This window comes from Pseudomonas sp. AIG (assembly GCF_977020205.1).
Window position 1 is genome coordinate 87,759 of sequence record NZ_CDROCK010000011.1, and the last position, 24,871, is coordinate 112,629.

Annotated in this window: 19 protein-coding genes and 1 pseudogene; 10 read left to right on the forward strand and 10 right to left on the reverse strand. The window is 60.3% G+C overall.

Translation table 11 applies throughout. The features are described 5' to 3' along the window. Nucleotides 1–31: 31 nt before the first annotated feature. The 5 genes and pseudogenes from ACWR1S_RS09570 to ACWR1S_RS09590 all read left to right on the forward strand — a co-directional run bounded on the left by ACWR1S_RS09570 (nt 32) and on the right by ACWR1S_RS09590 (nt 5,010). On the forward strand, nt 32–769 hold the full coding sequence (locus ACWR1S_RS09570; protein WP_454563305.1) for a hypothetical protein: 738 nt from the start codon (nt 32–34) through the stop codon (nt 767–769). 132 nt (nt 770–901) lie between these two features. Then, nucleotides 902–2,476, forward strand: a pseudogene (locus tag ACWR1S_RS09575) (type VI lipase adapter Tla3 domain-containing protein); the annotation flags it as partial. Nucleotides 2,477–2,662: 186 nt separating this feature from the next. Further along, nucleotides 2,663–3,838 (forward strand): GGDEF domain-containing protein, encoded by a 1,176-nt coding sequence (locus ACWR1S_RS09580; RefSeq protein ID WP_454563306.1) that lies wholly within the window; start codon nt 2,663–2,665, stop codon nt 3,836–3,838. A gap of 127 nt (nt 3,839–3,965) precedes the next feature. Next, nucleotides 3,966–4,523, forward strand: coding sequence for a hypothetical protein (locus ACWR1S_RS09585; protein WP_454563307.1), 558 nt, complete (start codon nt 3,966–3,968; stop codon nt 4,521–4,523). 52 nt (nt 4,524–4,575) lie between these two features. Continuing rightward, nucleotides 4,576–5,010, forward strand: a complete 435-nt coding sequence (locus ACWR1S_RS09590; RefSeq protein ID WP_454563308.1) for a hypothetical protein — start codon at nt 4,576–4,578, stop codon at nt 5,008–5,010. 24 nt (nt 5,011–5,034) lie between these two features. Here ACWR1S_RS09590 and ACWR1S_RS09595 read toward each other — a convergent pair whose 3' ends face one another. Genes ACWR1S_RS09595 through ACWR1S_RS09620 form a run of 6 tightly spaced genes read right to left on the reverse strand, consistent with a single transcriptional unit; the run spans nt 5,035 to nt 15,234 of the window. Continuing rightward, nucleotides 5,035–5,847 (reverse strand): YfaP family protein, encoded by an 813-nt coding sequence (locus tag ACWR1S_RS09595; RefSeq protein WP_454563309.1) that lies wholly within the window; start codon nt 5,845–5,847, stop codon nt 5,035–5,037. A 3-nt stretch (nt 5,848–5,850) separates the two neighbouring features. Beyond that, nucleotides 5,851–7,470 (reverse strand): DUF2300 domain-containing protein, encoded by a 1,620-nt coding sequence (locus tag ACWR1S_RS09600; RefSeq protein WP_454563310.1) that lies wholly within the window; start codon nt 7,468–7,470, stop codon nt 5,851–5,853. 1 nt (nt 7,471) lies between these two features. Beyond that, a complete protein-coding gene (locus ACWR1S_RS09605) occupies nt 7,472–12,046 on the reverse strand; it encodes an alpha-2-macroglobulin family protein (protein ID WP_454563311.1) in 4,575 nt (1,524 codons plus the stop codon). Next, the gene (locus tag ACWR1S_RS09610; protein WP_454563312.1) at nt 12,043–12,693 is read right to left on the reverse strand and encodes a DUF1175 domain-containing protein; all 651 of its coding nucleotides are present in this window, start codon (nt 12,691–12,693) and stop codon (nt 12,043–12,045) included. The genes ACWR1S_RS09605 and ACWR1S_RS09610 overlap by 4 nt, the downstream gene beginning before the upstream one ends. Beyond that, a complete protein-coding gene (locus ACWR1S_RS09615) occupies nt 12,678–14,390 on the reverse strand; it encodes a DUF2138 domain-containing protein (protein ID WP_454563313.1) in 1,713 nt (570 codons plus the stop codon). Before ACWR1S_RS09615 ends, ACWR1S_RS09610 begins: the two co-directional genes overlap by 16 nt. 52 nt (nt 14,391–14,442) lie before the next feature. After that, the gene (locus tag ACWR1S_RS09620; RefSeq protein ID WP_422608331.1) at nt 14,443–15,234 is read right to left on the reverse strand and encodes a YfaP family protein; all 792 of its coding nucleotides are present in this window, start codon (nt 15,232–15,234) and stop codon (nt 14,443–14,445) included. A gap of 278 nt (nt 15,235–15,512) precedes the next feature. On the opposite strand from ACWR1S_RS09620, the gene ACWR1S_RS09625 reads away from it, so the two are divergent. The 5 genes from ACWR1S_RS09625 to ACWR1S_RS09645 all read left to right on the forward strand — a co-directional run bounded on the left by ACWR1S_RS09625 (nt 15,513) and on the right by ACWR1S_RS09645 (nt 21,936). Continuing rightward, complete coding sequence (locus tag ACWR1S_RS09625; RefSeq protein ID WP_454563314.1) at nt 15,513–16,658, forward strand: Fic family protein; 1,146 nt, start codon at nt 15,513–15,515, stop codon at nt 16,656–16,658. Nucleotides 16,659–16,770: 112 nt separating this feature from the next. Continuing rightward, nucleotides 16,771–17,013: an exodeoxyribonuclease VII small subunit gene (locus ACWR1S_RS09630; RefSeq protein ID WP_003228627.1), complete on the forward strand. Its 243-nt coding sequence runs from the start codon at nt 16,771–16,773 to the stop codon at nt 17,011–17,013. Continuing rightward, the gene (gene ispA / locus ACWR1S_RS09635; RefSeq protein ID WP_454563315.1) at nt 17,010–17,897 is read left to right on the forward strand and encodes a (2E,6E)-farnesyl diphosphate synthase; all 888 of its coding nucleotides are present in this window, start codon (nt 17,010–17,012) and stop codon (nt 17,895–17,897) included. The genes ACWR1S_RS09630 and ispA overlap by 4 nt, the downstream gene beginning before the upstream one ends. Before the next feature lie 91 nt (nt 17,898–17,988). Continuing rightward, nucleotides 17,989–19,887: a 1-deoxy-D-xylulose-5-phosphate synthase gene (gene dxs, locus ACWR1S_RS09640; RefSeq protein WP_454563316.1), complete on the forward strand. Its 1,899-nt coding sequence runs from the start codon at nt 17,989–17,991 to the stop codon at nt 19,885–19,887. Between the two features lie 165 nt (nt 19,888–20,052). Further along, a complete protein-coding gene (locus ACWR1S_RS09645) occupies nt 20,053–21,936 on the forward strand; it encodes a TonB-dependent receptor domain-containing protein (RefSeq protein WP_454563317.1) in 1,884 nt (627 codons plus the stop codon). A gap of 110 nt (nt 21,937–22,046) precedes the next feature. Here ACWR1S_RS09645 and ACWR1S_RS09650 read toward each other — a convergent pair whose 3' ends face one another. The 4 genes from ACWR1S_RS09650 to ACWR1S_RS09665 all read right to left on the reverse strand — a co-directional run bounded on the left by ACWR1S_RS09650 (nt 22,047) and on the right by ACWR1S_RS09665 (nt 24,855). Then, nucleotides 22,047–22,847, reverse strand: a complete 801-nt coding sequence (locus tag ACWR1S_RS09650; RefSeq protein WP_454563318.1) for a cobalamin-binding protein — start codon at nt 22,845–22,847, stop codon at nt 22,047–22,049. Next, nucleotides 22,847–23,266, reverse strand: coding sequence for an MFS transporter (locus ACWR1S_RS09655; protein ID WP_454563319.1), 420 nt, complete (start codon nt 23,264–23,266; stop codon nt 22,847–22,849). The genes ACWR1S_RS09650 and ACWR1S_RS09655 overlap by 1 nt, the downstream gene beginning before the upstream one ends. Further along, entirely contained in the window at nt 23,263–23,880 is a 618-nt protein-coding gene (gene ribA / locus ACWR1S_RS09660) for a GTP cyclohydrolase II (protein ID WP_016984117.1), read from the reverse strand. The genes ACWR1S_RS09655 and ribA overlap by 4 nt, the downstream gene beginning before the upstream one ends. A 222-nt stretch (nt 23,881–24,102) precedes the next feature. Beyond that, complete coding sequence (locus ACWR1S_RS09665) at nt 24,103–24,855, reverse strand: substrate-binding periplasmic protein (RefSeq protein WP_454563320.1); 753 nt, start codon at nt 24,853–24,855, stop codon at nt 24,103–24,105. Nucleotides 24,856–24,871: the final 16 nt, after the last annotated feature.

Genomic DNA, 24,871 nt, shown 5'->3' on the forward strand with positions numbered 1-24,871 from the left:
ATCAAGAGGCATCCGGCGCCAAGGGGCATCGATGAGCAAACCTACCCGTTGTCTGAGCCTGTTTATTGGTGCGAGCCTGTCCTTTCTGGCGAAGGCAGCCCCGGTACAGTTCACCGATTACCGTACTTTTTATGAGTCGCTGGGCAGCAACCTGTTCACAGGGCCCGGGATCGAACTGGCCATGCCCTGCTCGGAATCACCGAGGCATTGCCTTTGGGTCAACGCCATGCGCCCGGCGTTTGAACTCGATGACCAGGCGCAGTGGAGCGCTCCCGAAGGGTTGGCTCTCAGCCCGCCCAAAGGCATACCCGAGATTGTCTTCGATGGCGAGACCCTGGCGATCGGCAAACAGCGTTGGCCACTGCGCGACGCCAGCAACTTCGCGCCACCGGCATGGCGCACAAAGGATCCCGTCGACCCGGAAAATCTGGCATCGGCCACGGTCTGGCGCCAAGGCAGCTCAACGTGTGTCGAGATGCAGTATGTGAGCAGTGGTCGCGGTGTTCGCTACACTCATGTGTTGTTGGTACACGCGCAACAGCTCTACGCACTACCGCCGCTGTTTGCGTCCTGTGCGGGCGTTCGCAGGGCGCCGCAGAACCAGTTCAGTTATCCGGACAATGCCTATCTGGGTCCGGAGCTGGAAAATAATCCTCTCGGTCTGAAAATGGATTATCTGCTGTCCGATGGCAAAACGCCGGTTGCGCAGTACCTGTTGCACTTCCCGGCTCCGGGAAACCCCTACGTATTTGAGGCGCAACGTCAATAAGCATCCGCGTGCAAATCTGTCATGACCTTGCCGCAGCACAAGGTCATCATGGTCGGGGATCAACGTGAAGGGTCAGCCGCTCGCCCCCACGCCTCGCGACCAACGGGGTAACTTTCAAGGAAGAAATACACGATGAATGACGCGGCTCAGGCAAAGAAAATCTGTTTCGTCCCTTCGCGCCTCCCGACCAGTGACAACCTGCGCGCCGACGATGACGGTACGGCCTGCTTGCGTCGCAAGAGTAAAAACCGCACGTCTCTCAATCCTGCCTGCCTGCTTCTCATCGGTTTTTTCCTGACCAGCCCTCTGGCTCAAGCGGTTGAACAGCCGCTGACGCTCACCCGTTGCTTTGCCAGTCCACCTTCCGCCGTCACGGCCTATACCTCGGCCAATGAAACGGCAGCCATGCCAGTGGAAGCCCGTTACCGCGCGCCAGCCACCTCGCCCCGTCTGGACACTCTGGATGTGCTCGCCGTCGGCATAAGTCTCGACGTATTCCGGCAGGGTCAGGTCTGGAAAGCCTTGCAGGAGCAGAATGCAAAACACGCCGAAGCCCTGCACGCCGGCAGCATCTTGCCGACTGATCCAGGAAAATATCCGGTGGATAGCGACGACAAGGACATGGCCTACGACAAGCGCAAGGCTGATGCGCTGGAACTGGGTTTGCGCGACTTCGTGGAGAAATGGCCCATCCCGACCATCACGGTCGTGCGTGGCTGGAATCCTGATACACCAAACCTGCGCTTCTCTCCAGAAAGAACCCGAAAAATGCTCTCAGGCATGGCCAACGCTTACCGCACGGAAGCGGGCCTGCACTGGCATCGCGTGCGTAATCTGCAAGACGGCATTGTCTGCAACGACACCCCAGAAGGTCTGTTGGAAGAGTTGTTCCGGTTGTTCGAGCAAAACCCCGACCTCCCCGCCGTGCTGATCTACAACGTGGAGGGCTTCAGCATGTCGTTTGCCCTCTCCGCAAAAAAAGCGCCGCTGATTGGTGGACCCGGGCCGCGTAAGCCCGGTGAACTCACCGACTCGATGGTCGCCATGGTGGTCGGGCGCCCCGAGCGCGTCGAATGGCTGCGTTACTACGCTCAGTTTGCCAGGATCAACAAGAACAAAATCGACCCGGAGTTCACCGGCTGGGGAGCGCGCAAACCCGCCGTGGCATTTCAGCCCTCGCCATTCATCCCTCAACCCTGGACCCAGCGTGCGTTCGAACAATGGGATGCGCTGCCGATACTGGCCAGGCTGCATCGGCCGGTCAGCGTGTCGCTGCGGCGGCCGGATAACGGTGAACCGCTGGAGCATGAGGCCGTGACGCTGAAACTGGCCGCTGGCTGGCAAGAGGCCACAGCCGGGCTCGCGCAAAAGCCGACCCGGCTGTTCTTTGACAGTGGCTCGAACGCCACGGCAATGGCGCAACTGTTGCCGGCGCTCAACGCGGCACACCGTTCACTGAACCTGCTCGATTCTCGCGCGGGTTACGACCTGACTCAGCGCTTGGGTGACACGGGCTCGGCGTCGCCTTTTGTCGGGCTCACGCTCGCGACGATGGCCAGTTACTTGAATGCAGACACCAGCGTGGTCATGCCGATGCGGCGTCAGGATCAGGCAACGATCATCGCCGTGACCTCTGCAACACCCGGAAAGAAACCGGTGGGTAACGAGCACTTCAGCGTCACCTTGATGCCATCCACCGCCAGTACCTATTCAGCCCCGTGAACCGCAGATACGGCGTGAGCCTTTAGGCGGTTCCGCTGTGTCATTCGGCAACCGACACTTGCCAATTGCAATGGCTCGGTGCTAAATCCCGCCCAGTCACCGCCCTCTGTTTTTACCCGCATCCCCGACCCCGGCCGGATTCCGGTATTGAGCCTCACGGGAATCCATGGAATGGCCCTGCATATCCCGACCCTGCTGGTCGTTTCGGTCTTCGTCTTCTTTTTGATGGGGCTTTTGACGCTGCACGCCTGGTATCGCGAAACCCGTGAGCCGCCGCTGGCGTACCTCGGCAGCATGATGCTGCTGGGCGCCTTGGGCGTGGTATTGGTCAGTTGGCGTGATCGAGGGGTCGACTTCATTCCCATTGTGTTCGGCAATGTTGTTCTATTGCTCAGTGCAGCGCTGAACTGGACGGCCATGCGCACGCTGGTCGGGCGCAGACCGTCAGTGTTCGGCATTCTGGCAGGTGCGCTCGCCTGGCTGACCTTGTGTCTGATTCCCGCCTTCTACGAGTCGATGCCAAATCGGGTTTTAATCTACTCCTTGCTGGCATTCGGTTACGGCGTGATGACAACGCTGGAGCTCTGGCGCAGCCGCCACACCCTGGACGTCGCGTTTATGCCGGCGCTGGTGCTGACCGTTTTGCACACTGTGTTCTACGCCGTTCGCAGTGCGACCGATGAAGGGCTGCCGGTGACCAAAGCCCTGCTGGGCAGTGGCGAAGGTGTGCCGTTTTTCTCGTTCATGCTGTTCGAGTCAATGCTGTATGTCATCGGCATTGCCTACATCACGTTGGCGATGGTCAAGGAGCGTGCCGAGCTCAAGCTCAAAGCGGCTGCGTTCAGCGATCCGCTGACGGGCATTGGCAATCGTCGCGCGTTCATGATGAACGCCGGGCAGTTGCTTGCCGACAGTCAGCAACACGCGGAACCAGCGGCGTTGTTGCTTTGTGATCTGGATAACTTCAAGCGTCTGAATGACACCTATGGCCATCCCGTCGGCGATCAGGCGTTGATTGCCTTTGGCCGGATCGTGGTGGAGAGCCTGCGCAAGGAAGATGTATCGGGCCGGATTGGTGGTGAGGAGTTTGCCTGCTTGCTCAACGATTGCGATGAGCAAACCGCCCTGGAGATTGCCGAACGGATCCGCCGTTCGTTCTCGCAATTGTCGATTCTTGAGCCGGGTTTGCTCAGCGTCAGCATCGGCGTAGTAACCACCCGTGAATCCGGCTACGACTTGTCACGCCTGCTCTCGGAAGCGGATCAGGCGTTGTACGGCGCCAAGGATCAGGGGCGCAATCGTGTACAGACGTTGCGTTCGCTGTACTTGAGCCTTACCGATAACTAATGCCCAACAAACGGCCATTCCAATAAGCCATTAGCACATTCGCCCTAATTGCCCCGGTCGGCACCCGCCACTAAATTTCCATTCTGTTTTTGTGCACTACAAAAGCGCCAAGGAATGGAGCAGCACCATGTCATCGTTTTTCAAACCGAGTAAATCCCTCGCTCTACTGACTGCACTCTTGATGGCCACTTCAGCCTCAGCAGAAGAGCCGAACCCCGTCGGCGACTGGTGGATCATTTACGGCAACGGTGTCCCGCACAAAAACATCATGTATGTCGCCGACAAAACTTCTGTGGTGCCTTCAACGCGCACCCAGGGCGCGCAGATGTTGGCGGTGACGCTGGTGTATGAAGAGCCGGGCAAGCCGATGATTGATGCCTACAACCTGGAAGTTCAGTGCAAGACCAACAAGCTGCGGTTTGTTAATGGCCAGTCGGTGGATCGAATTGCCTACATGCTGCGCCACCTGAAAGTGAACGAACAATGGCAGCAGCCGAAGGAGTTTTGGGTGCAGCGCGCCTTGGCTTTCGTTTGTTCTCCAGAGAAAAAAGACATGATTGCCGTGGGCAAGATGGAGCATTTGCAGATGATCCAGGGCCTGCAGCAAATGTTCTTCAAACTGGCACCGATTCAAGAGAAAGGCCAAATGATGGACAACCTCGACTCGATACTGGGCAACAAGTAACAACCGGATTACCAAACGCTATTTTGTCTCGTACATGACACCGGGAGTCATGATGAATCAATGGACCAAGACGTTACTGACGCTGCTGATGACAGCCACCGTATCAATGGTTAGCGGCTGCCACCTGATTGCGCAGTCGCGCTGGGAAGGACGGGATGTTCAGGAAGCACTCGATCTGTTCGGCAAACCCGACTCAATGAAAAAACAAACCGCTGCCAGCGGGGAGAATCTTGCCGTTCTCACGTGGTACAAGTCCTCCAGCTGGACCACCACAGAAGCGGCCGGCACGTCCATGAATCACACCAGTAACGGCATGGTGTACACCGAGTACTACGACACGGTCGGGCATAGCTCTGACTGCAAACTGGAAGCCACCGTCAATAAAGCCAAAAAGATCGTGCTGTTTCGTATCGAGGACGGAAAGATCATTCACGGTAAGTGCATCAACGTTCCGTTCGTACCCGGTTACATTCCGCCCGGCTTCTAGTGCTGTCCCTGAGCAAGTATTTGCTCAGGGATAACTGAACGACTTCACCAACGTCAGCTCACCCACCGCGCGCATCGGGATCAGAAACGTCTCCATTTTCTCGCTCGGCGTGCCTTCCTCAGTAATCACCGTCACCTGCGCCGTCGTCAGCGGCTGCACGGCCTCATCCCCACCCTCGTCATCCCCGCGATAGCCACCGCCGTAATAATTCACGTACACCAGATACTGCCCTTTGATCGGCGCTGGCATGGCGAAGATTTCCGGGCCATAACCGGTGGTGACGTCGACGTCGAGCGCGGCGCCGTTGGCGGCGCTGCGGTTGCCGTACCAGATGTGCGCGCCGTCAGGGGTGACCAGGTGCAGGTCGAGGTCGGTGCCGTCACTGTCCCACGCCAGCAGTACGCGCAGTTTCGCCGGGGTCGCGCCGCCGCTGGTGTTGAGGAATTGCGTGCGGTGGCGTTGCTGACCGTCGGGGCTGCGCACTTCGACGCTGTTGCTGCCGTTGGGAAAGGAGAATGGGCGGTCGAAGTGGCCGCTGTCGTCGATTTTCAGCGGCATGCTCACACCGTTGACGATCAAGCGACCGGGTTCATTCACCTTTGCCGTGGCTTTGATCTCGCCGCTGATGCGCGCAGTATTGGCCTGGCCGACCGGGGTATTGACCGATGAGGCCGGGTAGTTGACGGTCTGGCGGAAGCTTTCGCCCTCACCTTCCGGTGCGCCGCTGCGCCAGCCGCCGACCGGGGTGTCGAGTTTGACGCTGTCGGCAGCAATGGCCGGCGAGAGCGCAGTCAAGGTGCAGAGCAGCAGCAAGACCTGTGGATAACGGAGTGTCATGGTCTATTCCAGCAAAAGGTGACGGGCGAGCCCTTCGATGTAGGTTTCATCCTGGCCGTTGGGGTGTGCTTCAAAGGCCAGGTGCAGATATTCGTGGGTCAGGTCGAGGCGATCCTGCAGGGTCAGTACGCCACGCACGTAAATACGTTGGCGTTCGCGATCGACAAAGGGACGACCGAAAGCGAGTTTGCACACGGCGAATGTGCTGACTTCGTTGTAGCCGGTTTCGCTTTCCAGCGTCGGGCGCCAACCGCGTCGCTGTTTCTGCAACCAGTCTTGCGCGGCGGGCAATGCTTCGCAGGAGGCGACCGGGTTGTCCCAGCGACTGAGGCTGGCGCGCGGATAGGCGTGCAGCAGAATCGCGTCGTAGCGCTGGCCGGCATTGGCTTGCTCGACGGCTTGTTGCCAGGCGAGTTTGTCCGGGCCGGGTTGATCGGAGTGATAGGTGACGGTGCTACCAGCCAAAACCAGATCCGCCGTCCATGCCGCAATGTTGCGCGACTCGGCGGAGGCCGGGCGCGGGGCGACACGCTGGCGATTGCTGCTGTCATCGATACTCAGACAATCGCCGTTACGTGTGGCGTTTTGCAGCAGATACGTGCGGATCGCTACGGCCAAAGCCTTGGCCGCTTCGGCAGGTTCAGGTTTGGCTTCACGCTCCAGCACGCGGGCGACGTATTCTTCGCGATCAAGCCTTGCGACGAGTTTGTCGTTGAGCAGAAACAGTTCGCCGTCGCTATGGATATCCAGCGCGTTGCCGTTGGCGAATTCAACGCGGTAATCGCCTTGCAACGGGCCGGAAGTCACCACCCGCTCGCCAGTCAGAACCCGTGTAAGCGGATAACGCGAAAACAACCCGACTTCAACACAACGCCCCGCCTCTGCCGGCCATACCGCTGGCAAAACGGTCGCCAACGCCTGGCCGTAATGGCGCAAAACCATTTGGCTGGTGCCACGTCCGCCCGCCCAGATCGGTGCGCCATCCGCCGTCCAACCGGCAAACCCACCCTGCCGCGACTGCGGATCCTGATCACCGAGCCAGCTCCAGGTTTTCACCCGCAAGCGCCCGCCCAGTTCACCGGCGACATTTCCGTCTGCCGCATTCAGCACTACATCGAGCAGCACTCGACGCGCCTGATCCTGCGCTGGCAACGAGGCCAGGACCTTAAGCAGTTCAACCACGGAAACCCGTTGCGCCGGTTGCACCGAAGGCAGATCGAGCAACCACGACGGCGCCTGCCGCGCCTGCCAATAGGTTCGCCAATCCGCCGCCGAAATCCCCAACCGTGCAGGCTCGAAATACAATCCGCAGGATTTCACCAGCGCCTGATCACGCTCGATCCTGCCGCCCGCTGAGCAGCAATAAACCTCTTCCTTCGACTGTCCGCGACATTCATACGCCGGCTCACGCGCACCGGTATCGACCAGCCACGCGTAGACAAACAACTTCCACAGACTGCCCAACGGCGTATCCAGCGATGACGGCAACGGTTCACGGGCGACCAATTGCGTCTGACTCAACGACAACAACTCGCCCTTGTATGCCACGCGCAGCGGCTCATCCTGCGCCGTCGCCAGCGCAGGCATCACACACATCAGCAGCCACAGCAGCGGCCGGGTCATGTCAGTTGACCGTGACCTGACCGAGGGCGGCTTTCGCTTCCTGGGCCTGATGCTGCGGCGCGTAGACCTGCTTGAAACGCACCGGCGGCAGGTTGAACTGGCCCTTCTGCGAGAAGCGCACCAGATGGCGCAGGCGCAACTCACCGCTCAACGCATCGACCGGCACCGCGTAAGCCAGTTGACCCGGTTCGAAACGCGCCTTCTCCAGCGCAGTCGGCTCGGTGCCGTCCTTGCCCTGCAACTTGATACCCCACGTGGTGCGCTCAACATCGGCGCCCGGTGGCAGCGGCACTTCGAGCATGCCGTAGCGCAGCGGTTTCGGCGCTTTGCTGGTGAGGATCACTTCGTCCAGATACAGGCTGTCGCTGGACAGCGGCTTGGTGCCGATCGGCTCCAGTTTGAAGGTGAAGGCTTCATCGCCCGGCACCAGTCGCGACAGGCGACGGGTGATGGTCACGGCCATTGGATCGACCGGCGGCTGCTGGGTCTGGAAGCTCAACGCCGCACGCAGTGGGCGCTCCTGAGTCCCCGACACCGTCAACACACCCGGCACCGGCGTGGCGCCCTGCCAAGTCCAGTACATCTCACCGGTTGCACCGTAGTTTTTCTTCCAGCCTTCACCCGGTGTGAGGGCAATAGTCGGCGACGCCTGGGCGATGCTGCGTTGCAACCAGGTCAGCGCCAGCGCACGTTCGAGGGTCGATTGCTGCGGCAACAGTCGTTGCAACAGCACCGTCGCACGGGCCTGATCGAACGGTTGCAGCGACAGGTTCAGCGCCTCGGCAAACGGCTGCGAGCTGACCGACAGACGCTGTTGTGCAGCTCCCACCTGACGATTGAACGCGTCCGGCAAGGCGACTTTCGACTGCGAGGCCAAAGCAGCGGTCAACACCCGCGCTGCGGCCAGACCGAGCGCCGAATCCGGATCGCTCATCACCAGACTGTCTTCGCCATCGTCCATCAGGGTTTCGGCGTTACCTTCACCGGCCTTGGCCAGATCCTCCATCAAACCGCTGAGCAATGTGCTCACCGGCAAATGCATCTGCTTGGCAAACGACAGAATCAGCGCCCGTTGCAGCAATGGCGTGTTTGGCGCTTGCTTTGCGTACACCTCCAGCACCCGCTGCCAGTGCTCCGGCGGCAAGGTCAGCTCCAACACTTGGCTGGCATTCCAGTCGGCGTAATAAGCGTAAGCGGTGAGGAAAGCATCCGGCTCACCGTCGTAACCCCACCAAGTGAAACTCGCCGATGGCCCGGCCATTTGCACCAGACGCAGACGGCTGTTCTGCATGATCAGGCGCAAGCGATCACGGATTTGCGGATTCGATGCCAGCGACGGATAAGCGATGCTCAATGGCAGCAAACGACTGGCAGTCTGCTCGACGCCGCCGTACGGATAGCTGAGCAGATCATCAAGAGCCGAACGGAACAGCGCTTGCGGACTGTCATCCAGACGCAGGCGAATATCCGTGGCATCCATCGGCAAACTCAACGCGGTATCGCCGCTGGCGACATCGAGACTTTGCGTCTGCGTCACTTGCCAGCCGTCACCGGTCGCACTCAGGCGCACGGCGAGAGAGTCGGCGGTTTTGCTGTCCTGAACCAGCTCCGCCGTCCACTCACCGGAGGCCAAGGCGAACGCTGGCAGCGGCAGGTAGTTGATGCCGTTGTTCAGAGTCACCGGGAGGCGTTGTTCGGCGCCCGCGTAATGGGTGACCAGTTCAGCCTTGACCGGTTTCTCGGCCTGACTGAAGGCGAACACACCGAGTTGCGGCTGATCACCCTTACGGAATTTGCTCGGCCCGCTCCATTTCAGGTACAGCGGTTTTTCCGAACGGACGAACTGCTTCTTCTGCCCGACCTGCCCGTCATCGGCGATCGCGCGGGCGGTGATGCGCCAGCGGGTCAGCGAGTCCGGCATCTTGAAAGTGAAGCGGGTTTTACCGTCGGCACCGGTCAACAACTCCGGCTGCCACGCAGCGGTGTCGACGTCTTCACGACGCGGCCGCTCCAGCACTTTCACCCCACGCTCACTGCGGTTGGCTTTGCCCGGCGCGCCGGGGCTGCCCGGCAACGCGACGTCGTAACTGATGAACGACAGACTGGCGCTGGTGCGCACGTTGTTGCGGCGCGGGTGATAGAAGAACTGGTCGATGGTTGGCGCAACTTCGGGTTGCAGCGCGTAGACCATTTCGTCGACGACGCTGACGGTCAGATGCGCCGGAACGGCTTTGCCGGCGAACTGCGTGGTCAGGTCAACAGTGACCGTGTCGCCCGGCAAATACACCGCTTTGTCGGTGCTGATCGCCACGTCGATTTGCGGCGCGACCACTTTGATCCCGGCGTTCTGGAAGCTGTACTGACCGCCCTTGGTGTAGAGCACGGAGAAGGTCAGGTTTGGCGCGAAGTTATCCTTCACCGGGATGCGTGCGCGGTATTGGGTGTCGCTGAGTTTTTCCAGTTTCAACCAGTCGCCGCCCTTGGCCAGCAGCGCGGTGGCTTCGACCTTGTCGCGTTCCAGCGAGAGTAATGCATCGCTGACCGGTTCCGGGAAGGTGATCAGCGCCAGCGCTTCATCGCCTGCTTGGTACTCGGGTTTATCGAGGACGATTTCTACGGTGCCCGGCACCGCTTTGACGCCGTCGCCAGTGACCGAGTGCCCGGCGGCACCGAGTACGCGACCGTGTTGATCTTTCAAGGTCAGGTTGTAGGTACCCGGACGCTCGAAAGCGAGACTGAAACCTTTGTCCGTCGCTGCGAGTTTGCCTTCGCCGGTGCTCTGGTCTTCCAGACGCACCCAGCCATACGTGCTCGGCGTCACCGCTTTGCTTTGCTCGGTGCCCCCCTCGTTGGCGTAGCTGAACGCGACTTTGTCGCCGACCGCGCTGAAGCGTTGCGGCGCGCTCAGGCGGAAGCTCGCGGCGCCACGGTCGATGAGGATTTCCTTGGTGGTCTTGACCCGATACGCCGCGCCATCGCTGGCGAACACGGTGAGCATGTAGCGGCTCGGTTTGTCGGCGGCAGGCAGGTCGAGGGTTGCATTGCCTTTGCTGTCGGTGGTCAGTTCGGTGCTGGTCAGTTCGACCGGGAATTGCCCGAGGTATTGCAGCTCGTTATCGACCATCGACAGTTGCTGGGCACGCAGACTCAGGGTCAGTTTGGCGTTGGCCACCGGTTTGCCATCCGGGTAGAGCAACAGCAGACTGCCTTTGACCGCCTCGCCAGTGCGGTAATCCTGCTTGGCCAGATTCAGCGAAATCTCGAAGTGCGGCCTGATGTACTCGGCTACACGGAAGGCGCTGCTGTAGGCCTGATCCTTGTAGTTGAAACGAATCTCGTAACCGCCCGCCACCGCGTTGTCCGGCAACTGAAAGCGGCCCTGAGTACCGGCCTTCGAATCGAGTTTCAGGTCGAGGTGTTGCAACTCAGTGCCCGTTGCATCAAGCACGCTGACGTTGACGTCCGCCGCCCCTGGCAACACTGAGTCGCGCGCATTCTTGAATTCGCGACCGACGATTTTCAGCGACACCCAATCGCCCGGGCGATACAGCGGACGGTCGGTGAAGGCATACAGTTTGGTGTCGTAGATTTCGCTGTCGTAATAGAAGTTCTCGGAGACGAACACGCCGCCCTCTTCGTCCTCGCCGATAACGAACGAACGCTCAGGGCTGACGTGTTTCAGGCGCAGCAAGCCATCGGTATCGGTGGCGCCGCTGCTCATCACGCCGAGGCCGTCAGTCCACAGCACATTGACCTTCGGCACCGAACTGCCTTCGTGTTTGCGCGCCGCCCAGACCAGCAATTCATCGCCGGCAATCTTGCTCACTGCGACGGTGTTGGAAACGAAAACCATGGTGGTCGCACGGTACTTGCCGATCAGCGCTTCGACCAGATACAGCCCCGGTTTCAAATTGCCCAACGGGATATAAACGTTGCCGGGCGCGACGCTAACGAAATCACTGGATGAACCCGCCAGATTCACCCCTTCCGGCGGCTGAATCGGCTTGGCCTGCCACAGCGGATAACGGAACTGGCTGACCACCGGCAGACCCGGGATCAGCGCAAATTGCGGCTGCGCATCGTACGGCGTCGGCGCGGCGATGGCGTTGCCCATCTTCAGTTCCGGCACTTCCTCAGTGACCTGTTTGCGCGACTCATAAGAGAACGCACGCTGCATCACCCGCCGAGATTTTCGGTACCAGTTGTCCCACAGGTACGCGAGGGTGTTGGACAGGCCTTCGCCCTTGAACTGGCCATCGCTGACGACGCGGTGCAGGTTCTTCTGGCGCTTGAGGAAATCCAGCGGCTTGTCGATGCGGTACACGCGAATGTCGGCGCCGCCGTACGGTTCCATGCGGAAACGACGGTAATCACGACCCGGCGCTTCGAGGCGCACCATCGCCTGTTCATCACTGGCGAAACTGCTGTCAGCGAGGAGAAAAAAGCTCTCACCGGACACGGGCGTATAGCCGCTCGGCTCGACCGAATCTTCAGCGTTGACGGTGGCCATTGGCAGCAACAGCGCCAGCAGCAAAGGAATTCGGGAACAGAGTCGCAACATGCGGGCACCGGTCATTGGGAGAGAAAGTTCAGTCGATAGACGCCGATGAAGTTGGGGTTGGCTGCGTCGGGTATCCATCGGGTGTCCTTCCATGTCATGAGTTGCTGCAGGCTTGCCGAACGCATGCCGTTGTCAGTCGGGGTGGTGGTGCCGGTGTGATAGGCGATGTAGCGGCCCATCCAGATCATCAGGTGCTGGTCGTCGCCCTGATCGAAAAACATCAAGTCACCGGGCCGCGCCTGCGACACGTCGCGGCTGACCAAGTGGCTGTTGAACTGAATCAGTTTGATCGCGTTGACGTACGGCCCGACCTTGCCGCCGCCCTGCTGCCATTGTTGAGCAAGCTTGCGCTGGTCATCGTTGAGCGACAGTTCCGGCGGCAGATAACGATTGGACAAACCATTGCTGCGCAGCCATTTGTCGTCATGGACTTTCAGCGCTTCGTTGGCGGCGAAACGTACCAGCCCGGCACAGTCCTGCTGATACCAGCGCGGGCTCGGGCCTTGGCTCAGTTGCTCTTGGGCGATGCGCACGAACCAGGCGCGAAACACTTGGGATTGCGCCGGGTCCAGTGCCGGCGCTTCAACGGCGCGGGCGCCCGCGCTGAGTAACAGCACGAGCAGGCCGAGGCTGCGGATCAGTGTCGTCACAGCGCTTTCCATTCCAGCGGCAACCATTGCCAGTGGCCGTCAGGCTCGCTGCCTTCAGGCAAAGTCAGGGCATATTTGCCGTAGCCGCCGAGGGTGCGCAGTTTCGGAATCAGGTAGGTTTGCGCGGCGTTGTAGAAAACCGGTTCCATGTCCTGTGGCAGGCTGTCGAGGGTTTCCTGCTGCATCAGTTGCGCCATCGAATCCGGGCCGAAGTAGATCGGCATCAGCACATCTTTGGGCAGCACGTCGGCCATTGGCGGAAAGCGCTTGTCGAGGGTGCCGAGGGCCTTGTCGACGAGTTTGTCATCGAGTGAAAACAGCAGCGTCGAGCCGTGACGGGCGAGGCTGACTTTCATGAACGCCTTGCCGGAAATCGCGTCCGGGTTCTGCGCCGTCTTCGCCGCATAAGGGCCAAAGTTGGAGCTGACCTGACGCTGCCAGACGTGGTTTTGGCCTTCTTGCTTCTCGACTACCGGGAACACGTTTTCTTCGACGTTGGCTTCGAATGCACCGACCATCGAACCGAACAGTTTGCCAAGATCACCGTCGAGTTTGCTGCTGTCCTCGTCTTTCAGGCTGGCCACCAGCAACGGCGTGTACAAACGCGAATCGGCATACCAGCACAGGCCTGCCGCGCCGGCCACATGTTCGGTGAGGGTCTGCGCCACGGCTTCTTCGGCGCCGAGTTTAACCAACAGCGGTTTCTGCGGTTCGGCAGCCACCGGCAAGGTTACGCAGGCACTGGCGCCGAGCGGCATCGCTTGCCAGACGGGTTTGAAATCGAAGTCGGGCTGGTTGTCCAGCTCGTCCATGGCGAGGTAGCTGTGCCAGCCCTTGTCGTCCATGTCGAAGCGCAGCCCGGCGAAGTTCGGGATGAAGCGTTGATAACCCATGGCCAGAACGCTGGCGTTGACTGACAGGCGCTGTTTGGTTTCCGCGGTTTTCGCCGGCAGACCGAACGCTTCGGGGAACAGTTTTTCGCCATTGAGCAATGCCGCCAGCGCCTGTGGCGAGACGTGCCCCGATTCTTCGGAGACGCCACTTTCCGGGTCGTAGTACTTGGCCGGATTCGACAGCACCACCAGTTTGTCGCCGTGGGAGGCGAACAACAGGGCTTTGCTGGCGTTGTAGGTCAGTTGGTACAGCGGCACGCTATCGCCGCCGACTTTGAGTTCGCCCATCTGGCTGAGTTGCGTGTCATCCAGCGCAACCTTTGCCAATGGCTCAAGCAGTTTCGCCAGCCCGCCGCGATCCATCACCAGCAGGAAATCCTTCAAGCGACCATCCGCCCCGCGCCACAGTGCGACATCGGCCGGTTGATCGAAAAGCTGCTCGATCAGGCTGTCCTGCAACTTCAGATCATGCTCGTAGATGATTCGGCGCAGACTGCCGATCAAGCCGAGGCGATCAGCATGGGTCTCGTAATAGAAGACGAAATCTTCGGTGAGCGTGGCCTTGAGGAACGGCACCGTCAGCAGGTCCTTGGGCAACTGGCTCAGCGAGCGGGTTTCCAGCAACGCGTCCGGACGGCTGAGGCCAAGCTTGTCACTGGCCAATTCCGCCGGCGGCGCCTTGGGCTTGAGCAGCAGCCAGCCAAAACCACCCGCCACCCCGGCCACCAGGCACAACCCGGCCAGCAGCAAAGGCCAGCGCCGCGAAGATTTGGCCGCTGGCGTGTCGGCAGCCGAAGTCACAGTGTTATCGCTCATCTTCTCGCTCATTTCCCAAAGCTCAGGATTTCATCCGTGGCGGAATGCTTACTTAATAGTTGAAAGTCTTGACCAGCAGCAGATCACCGATCGCCCGTAGGGGCACGATGAACGTCTCGCGTTTTTCGTCGACGGTGTTTTCGTTGAGCACCAGCGTGATCTGCGAGGTGATCACCTCGTTCTGGTTGCTGGTCTCCTCGAAGTTATAGCCGCCGTTGCCGAAGTTGCCCCAATAGTTGACGTAAACCAGATAGGTGCCATGCAGCGGCGCAGTCATGGTGAACATTTCCGGGCCGGGGCCATCGACGCCGTCCGGGTCGAGACCACCGCCATTGCTCAGCGCCGGCTGCGCCCAGAACGCATGCTGACCGTCGGGCGTGACAATGTGCAGATCGAGCTCGGCTTTCGGATCGTCCCACCCCAGGACAAGACGAATACGCGCCGGCGTGCGCAAATTGTTTGCTTCATAAAATTGCACACGCTTGAGCGACTGGCCTTCGGCGCTGATCACTTCGACACTGTTGGAGCCGGCACCGAACGCGTACGGCCGGGCGAAACGGCCCTGGTCGTCGGTGTACAGATTCAATGGGTTGCCATTCACCGCGAGGCTGTGCGGCGGGCGCATATGGCCGATGGCCTTGAGCTGGCCCTGGATCATCGTGCGATTGCGCTGGATGCCGCGATCAATCGGCGGCGTGGGATAGGCGACTTGCGGATTTTCCGTGCGATCGAGCAGGCCGTGATAGCGCCAGCCACCGACCGGCTCCGACAACTCGGCCGTCGGCGCGGCCCACAGCGCGGGCGCGCAGGCCAACCCGATCAGCAGCCAAAGAAATGAACGCATGTGATGCCTCCTGCCATGCCTGAACGAAACCTTGCACCCGATCCTCGGTACTTCACAGCGGTGAAAACTGCGTTTCGTCTGAAAGACCCGTGACTATCGGGTCGTAGAAGGCGCGAAGATTAGCCATTTGGCAGTTTTTTAACAATCGGATACATGTGCTGTTGCTGTAGGAATCAAGCCAACGCGGTGGACGGTGAGCCGAATAGACGTCATATTCGGCTCACAAAATGAGCCGAATAGCTTTTCTATTCGGCTCACGGACTCAAGGCAGGCAACGAATGACAACTCACTGGATCTGGCAGCAGCCCGACTGGCCCGACTTCAACTGGCAGGCAGAACGCCTGACACCGTTGTTGCGCGAGTGTGTGCAGGCGCAAGGTCAGTTGATGGGTATGGCCGGTTCAGTAGGCGACTCTTTGGGGGCTCAGACCGAACTGGATGCCCTTTTGCAGAATATCGTGACGTCTTCGGCCATCGAAGGTGAGCAACTGAATGTTGGCTCCGTACGGTCGTCGCTGGCGCAACGATTGGGTCTGGAGTTGATCGACGGCGATAAAGTCAGCCAACGCAGTGAAGGTCTGGCGCAACTCATGCTTGATGCCACCCGTCGATTTGCCGAACCGTTGACGCTGGAACGCTTGCAGGAATGGCACCAGTGGCTGTTTCCCGATCAAGAGGCAGACCTTACTGCGCGCTCAATGCATGTGGGCGCGCTACGCGGTGACCAGCCAATGCAGGTGGTATCGGGTCGCATCGATCGTCCAACGGTTCATTTCGAGGCGCCACCTCGCAAAGGTCTTGAACAGCAGCTCGAGCAATTTCTCCAATGGTTCGAGGCCAGCCAGCATCAGACAGCACTGGACCCGATGCTTCGTGCGGGCATCGCCCACTTCTGGTTCGTCACCCTGCATCCGTTCGACGATGGCAACGGTCGCCTGACCCGCACCATCACTGATCTGGCGCTGGCACAGGGCGAAGCGAAAGCCATCCGTTTCTACGCCATGTCGGCGAGCATTCTGGATGATCGTGCCGGCTACTATCGGATTCTGGAATCGAGCCAGAAAGCCACGCTGGATATCACTGAGTGGCTCACATGGTTCCTGCAAACCTTGCTACGCAGTCTGCAACAAGCCATCACCCGCATTGAAAGCGTGCTGGGCAAGACGCGTTTCTGGCAGGCACACCGCGAGTCCGAACTTTCGGCGGAGCAGGTCAAAGTGCTCAATCGTCTGCTCGACGGCGGCGAGCGGGGCTTTGAGCACGGCATCAGTGCCGGGCAATATCAAGCGGTGGCGAAAGTGTCGAAGGCTACAGCGACCCGGCATCTGGCAGAGTTGCTGGACAAAGGTTGCCTGCAACGCTTGCCGGGAGGGGGTCGTAGCACCCGCTATCAGATCAACTATCCCGACAGTGCTACACATTAATCTCACCCAGCACAGAGCCATTTCTGTCCTTGGGAGCCGGCCCGCTCATTTGCCCATAACCCCCCTATCTGCTAGTGTCGCGCCGGTTTAACGTCAACCGGAAATCGCCGCCATGGCCCGCAAAAAAGCTGCACTGGATTTCGAACAGTCCCTCGCCGACCTGCAAACACTGGTCGAGCGTCTGGAGAACGGTGAATTGTCGCTGGAAGACTCGCTGACCGCTTTCGAGCAGGGCATCGGTCTGACCCGTGATTGCCAGGCAGCGCTGGCGCAGGCCGAGCAGAAGGTGCAAGTGCTGCTGGAGCGCGATGGCGAACTCGCCGAGGAACCCTTCGACGCGGAACAGCCAGAATGATTGCGGCGTATACGGCGAGCAGCCAGACCCGGGTTAACGCGGCGCTGGAAACCCTGTTCAATGCGCCGCTGCCGGAGCTGGCGCGGCTATACCAAGCCATGCGCTACAGCGTGATGAACGGCGGCAAACGCGTGCGTCCGTTGCTTGCCTACGCGGCGTGCGAAGCGCTCGGCGGCAAGGCTGAACAAGCCAACGGCGCAGCCTGCGCGGTTGAGCTGATCCACGCCTATTCGCTGGTTCACGACGACTTGCCGGCGATGGACGACGACGATCTGCGTCGTGGCCAGCCGACCACCCACAAGAAATTCGACGAAGCCTGCGCGATTCTCGCCGGTGATGGCTTGCAGAGCCTGGCCTTCAGCGCCCTGCTCGACCCACGCCTGAGCGATTGCAGCAGCGACATCCGCCTGCAAATGGTTACCGCCCTCGCCCAGGCTGCGGGCCCGGCCGGCATGGTCGGCGGTCAAGCCATCGACCTCGGCTCGGTCGGCCTCAAACTCGATCAGAAAGCCCTCGAACAGATGCACCGGCACAAGACCGGCGCGCTGATCGAAGTCAGCGTCAAACTCGGCGCCCTGGCCAGCGGCCGCGCCGAGAAGGATGAGCTCAAGGCCCTGCAGACTTATGCACAAGCCATCGGCCTGGCCTTTCAGGTGCAGGACGACATCCTCGACGTCGAAAGTGATACCGCCACCCTCGGCAAACGCCAGGGTGCCGACATTGCTCGGGACAAGCCGACCTACCCGGCGCTGCTCGGTCTCGACGCCGCCAAGGCCTACGCCCTGGAACTGCGCGATCAGGCCCTGCACGCCCTGCGACCGTTTGACGCGGCCGCCGAGCCGTTGCGCGAGCTGGCCCGGTATATCGTCGAGCGGCGTCACTGAGCAGCCATCGGTCAAAAAAGACCAACGCGTGGGCAGGGGGCGATGCATCAGGTAAACTGCCGCATCTTCTATACCTATAACGATTCGCCTGATGCCCACGACGTTTCATGAGATTCCCCGCAAGCGCCCGACCACGCCCCTGCTCGACCGCGCGAACACGCCGGACGGCCTGCGCCGGTTAGGCGAAGCCGAGCTGGAAACCCTGGCCGATGAGTTGCGCCTGGAATTGCTCTACACGGTCGGCCAGACCGGTGGGCATTTCGGTGCCGGCCTGGGCGTGATCGAGCTGACCATTGCGTTGCATTACGTCTTCGACACGCCAGACGACCGTCTGCTGTGGGACGTTGGTCACCAGGCGTATCCGCACAAGATCCTCACCGGACGCCGCGAGCGCATGGGCAGCCTGCGCCAGAAGGACGGCATTGCCGCGTTCCCGCGTCGCGCCGAGAGCGAGTACGACACTTTTGGCGTCGGCCACTCCAGCACATCGATCAGCGCTGCGCTGGGCATGGCCATTGCCGCCCGCCTGCAGAACAGTGATCGCAAGGCAATCGCGGTGATCGGCGACGGCGCGTTGACCGCCGGCATGGCCTTCGAGGCGCTGAACCATGCGCCCGAGGTCAACGCCAACATGCTGGTGATCCTCAACGACAACGACATGTCGATCTCGCGCAACGTCGGCGGTCTGTCGAATTATCTGGCGAAGATCCTTTCCAGCCGTACTTACGCGAGCATGCGTGAAGGCAGCAAGAAAGTCCTGTCACGTCTGCCCGGCGCCTGGGAAATCGCCCGCCGCACCGAAGAGTACGCCAAAGGCATGCTGGTCCCCGGCACGCTGTTCGAAGAGCTGGGCTGGAACTACATCGGCCCGATCGACGGCCACGACCTGCCAACCCTGATCGCCACCCTGCGCAACATGCGCGATCTGAAGGGCCCGCAGTTCCTGCACATCGTCACCAAGAAAGGCAAAGGTTTCGCCCCGGCGGAAGTCGACCCGATTGGCTACCACGCGATCACCAAACTCGAACCGCTGGACGCTCCGGCCGCCGCGCCAAAGAAAGCCAGCGGGCCGAAATACTCGGCGGTGTTTGGCGAGTGGCTGTGCGACATGGCTGCATCCGATCCACGTCTGGTCGGGATCACCCCGGCGATGAAGGAAGGCTCGGATCTGGTGGCGTTCAGCGAACGCTTCCCGCTGCGCTACTTCGACGTGGCGATTGCCGAGCAACACGCGGTGACGTTCGCTGCCGGCATGGCCTGCGAAGGCGCCAAACCGGTGGTGGCGATCTACTCGACGTTCCTGCAGCGTGGTTACGACCAACTGGTGCATGACGTCGCGGTGCAGAACCTCGACGTGCTGTTCGCCATCGACCGTGCAGGTCTGGTCGGCGAAGACGGCCCGACCCACGCCGGCAGCTTCGATCTGTCGTACCTGCGTTGCATCCCGGGCATGGTCATCATGACCCCGAGCGATGAAAACGAACTGCGCAAAATGCTCACCACCGGCCACCTCTACAATGGCCCGGCGGCTGTGCGTTATCCGCGTGGCAGCGGCCCGAATGCGGCCATCGAGAAAGATCTTGAGCCGATTGAAATCGGTAAAGGCATCGTCCGTCGTCAGGGCAGCAAAGTCGCCTTGCTGGTGTTCGGTGTGCAGCTGGCCGAGGCGCTGAAAGTTGCTGAGAAGCTTGATGCGACAGTGGTCGACATGCGTTTCGTCAAACCGCTGGATGAAGCGCTGGTGCGCGCGATTGCCGGCAGCCACGAGTTGCTGGTGACCATCGAAGAGAACGCGATCATGGGCGGTGCCGGCGGCGCGGTCAGCGAGTTTCTGGCACGCGAGAACATCCTCAAGTCGATGCTGCATCTGGGCTTGCCGGATATCTACGTCGAGCACGCCAAGCCTGCGCAGATGCTGGCCGAATGCGGGCTGGATGAGGCCGGGATCGAAGCGTCGATTCGTGAGCGTCTGGAGTTGCTCAACAAGTAATCGCAATAGCAGTGCAACACCCTGTGGGAGCGAGCTTGCTCGCGAAAGCGGACTGTCAGTCGACTCATTTTTGACTGACACACCGTATTCGCGAGCAAGCTCGCTCCCACAGTGGTTTATGAACTTTCAAAATTGAATTCGCCCTACGCATCAACGGACTGCCCGATGAACCTCTCGCGCTTCGCCCTGCCCTTCTTCCTGCTGCCATCCGCCAACGCCCTCGCCGACAACTTCGAACGTGATCAGTCACTGAAACTGCCGGACATGTTGATCTCAGCCAACCGCCAGGTCGAAGCGCGCAACGATAGCAGCGCCGCCAACACGGTATTCACCCGCGAAGACATCGACCGCCTGCAGCCGAGCGACGTTCCGGATTTGCTGCGTCGCGTACCCGGTGTGCAGGTGGCGCAGGCCGGCGGACGTGGCAGTCTGCCGGGGATCTACATTCGCGGCACGCAGTCGGCGCAGAGCCTGGTGCTGGTCGATGGCCAGCGCATCGGCAGTTCCACTTCCGGCGACAGTAACCTGCAACATCTGAATATCGAGCAGATCGAGCGGGTGGAAGTGCTGCGCGGTTCGCGTTCGGTGATTTACGGCAGCGATGCGATTGGCGGGGTGATTCAGATTTTCACCCGGCGCGGCACCGGGCAAGGTTTACAGCCGCGCATGCACGTCGGTTTCGGCAGCAACCAGACGTGGGAGCGCAGCCTCGGTTTGTCCGGCGGTGATGAGAAAACCCGCTTCAACCTCGGCGCCAGTCTTGATGAAACCGCCGGAATTGACCGTACCCACGAGTCATATCCAAGTGATGGCGATCATGACGCCTACCGCAACAAATCCGTCAGCCTGAGCCTCAGCCATGCACTGACCGACGACATCGAAGTCGGCGCCAATCTGCTGGATAACCGTGGCAAGGGCGAGTTCGACAACCCGTTCGGTAGATATGACTTCGCGACGGATCAGTCCTACCAGCAGCAGCCCTACAGCGATTTCAACGTCAGCAGCGTCAGCAGTTACGTCGATGCCCGGGTCAACGAGATCTGGAAAACCCGCATCGAGTTTGGCCATACCGAAAACCGCGAGAAGACCCTCGACAAGCTCAGCGACGAGCGCACGGTGTTCAACACCTACCGCAACTCGGTGAACTGGCAGAACGACCTGACACTGGACGCGCGCAACAGCTTGATCCTCGGTGGCGACTGGTACGAAGACCGAGTCAACAGCAGCACCGCGTTCGATGAAGACAGCCGCTGGAACCGCGCAGCATTCATCCAGCACCGTTATCAGGCCGACAGCTTCTCCACCGAGCTGGGCCTGCGCCATGACGATAACCAGCAGTTCGGCAGCCAGAACACTTGGAGCGGCACGTTTACCCTGCCGTTGAACCCCGACAATGATCTGTTGCTGAGCTATAGCGAAGGCTTCCGCGCGCCGACCTTCAATGACCTGTATTACCCCCAGTACAGCAACCCGGATCTGAAACCGGAAACCTCGAAAAGCTACGAGCTGCAATGGCGCAGTCAGTTAAGCGACAGCAGCCGGCTGGAAGCGTCGATTTACCGAACCGACCTGGAAGACGCGATCATCTTCGGCAGCAACTCACGTCCAGAGAACGTGGCTGCGGCGCGAATCAACGGATTTGAAGCAGCGCTGAAGCAGGAACTGTTCGACTGGCAGAGCAACCTGGGCGTAGCGATCATCGACCCGCGCGATCGCGATACCGGCCACACATTGGCGCGTCGCGCACGGCGCACGTTGAGCTGGGATCTGGATCGACAGTTTGACCAAGTCAGCCTCGGTGCCAGTTGGCAGGCGGTCAGCAGCAGTTATGACGATAAGGACAATACGCAGGCGCTGGGCGGCTATGCGCTGTTCGGCTTGCGCAGCAGTTGGGCGTTGAATCGCGAGATCAAGCTGGATCTGAAGGTGGATAACCTTTTCGACAAGGGTTACAGCCGCGCGAACTACAGCTATGACGGCAGCCAGTATGGTTATCGCGAGGAAGGTCGGGTGTGGATGTTCGGGATGACATGGACCCCCGAGTTTTGATCTGAAACCTTCGGTGACATGACTACCCCCTTCGCGAGCAAGCTCGCTCCCACATTTGGAACGCAATCCCCTGTGGGAGCGAGCTTGCTCGCGAAGAAGTCATCCCGACTTCAGCGGTCAGGCGCGATTAATTGACAGAGCTTGGCGGTGGCGCTGATCATCTGGCCGCTTGGGCGTTCGAGTCCTTTGTCGGTGACCAGCAGTAATTGCTGCTGTTTTACAGCCGCCACTTGCGGCCAGGCCTTCCACGCATCAAGTTGCACCTGATCACTCGCCAGAATCACTTCAGGATCACGCTGCAACACCGCCTCAATACTCACCTGCGGCGCCGGCAGACTCAGGTCAGCGAACACATTCCGCGCCCCGCATACCTCCAGCGCATCGCTGATGATCTGCCCGCCACCGACGGTGTACAGCGGCTTGTCCCACACCTGATAGAAGACCCGCAACGGCACATCGCGGCGATAGCGCTGGCGGAGTTCTGCGAGTTGTTTGCGCAGTTCGGTCGCTCGCGCCACCCCACGCTCCGGTCGTCCCAATTGCGTGGCAATAGCTTCTATCTGGGCAGTGAGTTGCTTGAAGGAATGCGGTTCAGCGACAAAGGTCGGAATGCCCAGACGCTTCAGTTGATCACGCTGCGCCGGACCGACGCTGCCGGGCCACAGCAACAATAAATCAGGCTTGAGGCTGAGCAGCTGTTCCATGTCGAGTTGGCCATAGCGGCCGACAGAGGGGACGCTGGCAATTTCAGCAGGACGCTCGCCGGCATCCAGTACGCCGACCAACAGATCGGCCGAATCCAGTTCAACGACAATTTCAGAAAGCGACGGCGCCAAGCTGACCACCCGCAGGCTTGCCAGCACCGGGCCACTGACGGCCAGCAGCAGAACCGCCAGCCAGAGACGGCGCATCAGCCGAGTTGACGCGGGATACGGTAGAGGTAAAACAGCACCGCTGTGGACAGCGCCAGCAGCATCAATGGCACCGCCTCCAGACCAACGAACACTGCCAGTGCGCCGATCCACGCCGGTAAGGCTGCGGCGAGAAACGCCGAGCGACGGTTCGCCGCGAGAGCGATCCAGGCGCCGGGTTCTTCAGGGGTATCGAGGGCTTTCTGCGTGGCGATCAGCGCATGTTTATAACGGCCGAAAAACTTCAGACTGACAAACATCGACGCGACACCGGCAATGAACAACGGCATCGCCAGCACCGGCAGAATGCCTTCGCCCTGACCGAACAACGCGTTGAGTACGAACAGCGGCAGCAGCGCCAGTGCGAGGTATTTCCACCAATCGACTGACAACCGGCGCCGCACCTGACCCCGCGTCACGCGCGATCGACCTCGCCCTGATGCTCGTTGCCCATCATGTGGTCGAGCTTGCTGGCCTTGGTCGCCAGGTACAGTTTGTTGTGCGGGTTGTGGCCGGTGTGCAGCGGCACGCGCTCGGCAACGGTGATGCCCATGTCAGTCAAGGCTTTGACCTTGCGCGGGTTGTTGGTCATCAGGCGCAGGGATTTCACGCCCAGATGCTCAAGCATCGGCAGGCACATGGCGTAGTCGCGCTGGTCAGCGGCAAAGCCCAGACGTTCGTTGGCTTCAACGGTGTCGGCGCCGCCGTCCTGCAGCTCATAGGCGCGGATCTTGTTCAGCAGGCCGATGCCGCGACCTTCCTGACGCAGGTACAGCAACACGCCACGGCCTTCACGGGCGATGGCTTTAAGCGCGCCTTCCAGTTGCGAGCCACAGTCGCAACGCTGGCTGAACAGGGCATCGCCGGTCAGGCATTCGGAGTGCAAACGGCCGAGTACCGGGGCACCGTCAGCAATTTCACCCAGGCTCAGCACGACGTGCTCGCGGCCGGTGGCTTCATCGAGAAAACCGTGCATGGTGAATTGCGCAAAAGGCGTTGGCAGCTTGGAAGCGGCGACAAAGACGACAGGCACCGGTGTGCTCCTGATCTAAAGAGTCTGAAAATTCGCAGGCCGGCATTGTAACAGCAGGTTCCTACCGGCGCTTAGGCTGAATTATCGGGCATAACGATCAAAAAGTTTGATAACTACCCGGTCGACATGGATCCCTGTAGGAGCTGTCGAGTGAAACGAGGCTGCGATCTTTTGATCAGGCTTTTAGGATCGAGATCAAAAGATCGCAGCGTGCCGCAGCTCCTACAGGGGGTTCGTCGCGCCGGTAGTGAACGGATACGGCTGTTTCCACTTCTCGAAGATTGGCTTCAACTCGCCGCTCTTCACCAGTTGCTCCATACGCTGGTCATACAGCGCCATCAGCGCCCGTGCCTTTGGAGTGTCGGCAAAGCCGAGAAACAGTGGCAACTCGGCGAGGTGCGAATAGCGATATTGCGCCGGATCAGCTGCGGTTTTCACCACCGATTCAATTTCGGTCAGCGCATCGATGTAGTAATCCGCCCGCCCCTGCTTGAGCATCGACAGAATCCCGGTACGGCGTTCGATCTGGTTGTAACGCTTGATGTTCGGCAGGTAGTTTTCATAGCGATAACCGCGCACCCAGGCCAGCCGATACTTGCCCAGCGTCGCCTGGGTGGGCGAAGGATTGCTCGCCAGACCCAACGCATAGATGTGGTCGGAATCAAAATTCCAGTGCGGATACAGGACCTGCTCGGCTTCATCGCGATAGGAGCCAACCAGCGCGTCGACTTCCTTCAACTGCACCAGACCGACCGAACGGGTGTACGGCACGCTGCGGATATCCAGCTTGACCCCGGCCGGTTCGAACACTTTGCGCAGCACGTCCCAACCCAGCCCGTGGCCGTCAGCGGCGGTGTAGTCTTCCCAGTCTTCGCTGGCCAGATGGATGACTGCCGGCGTCGGCGCAGCTTCCTGCGCACCGGCCACTGTGCCCAGCAAAGCAAAAAACACCACCGCCAACCAGCGTCGAGCCATCCCTAGTCCCCTCACT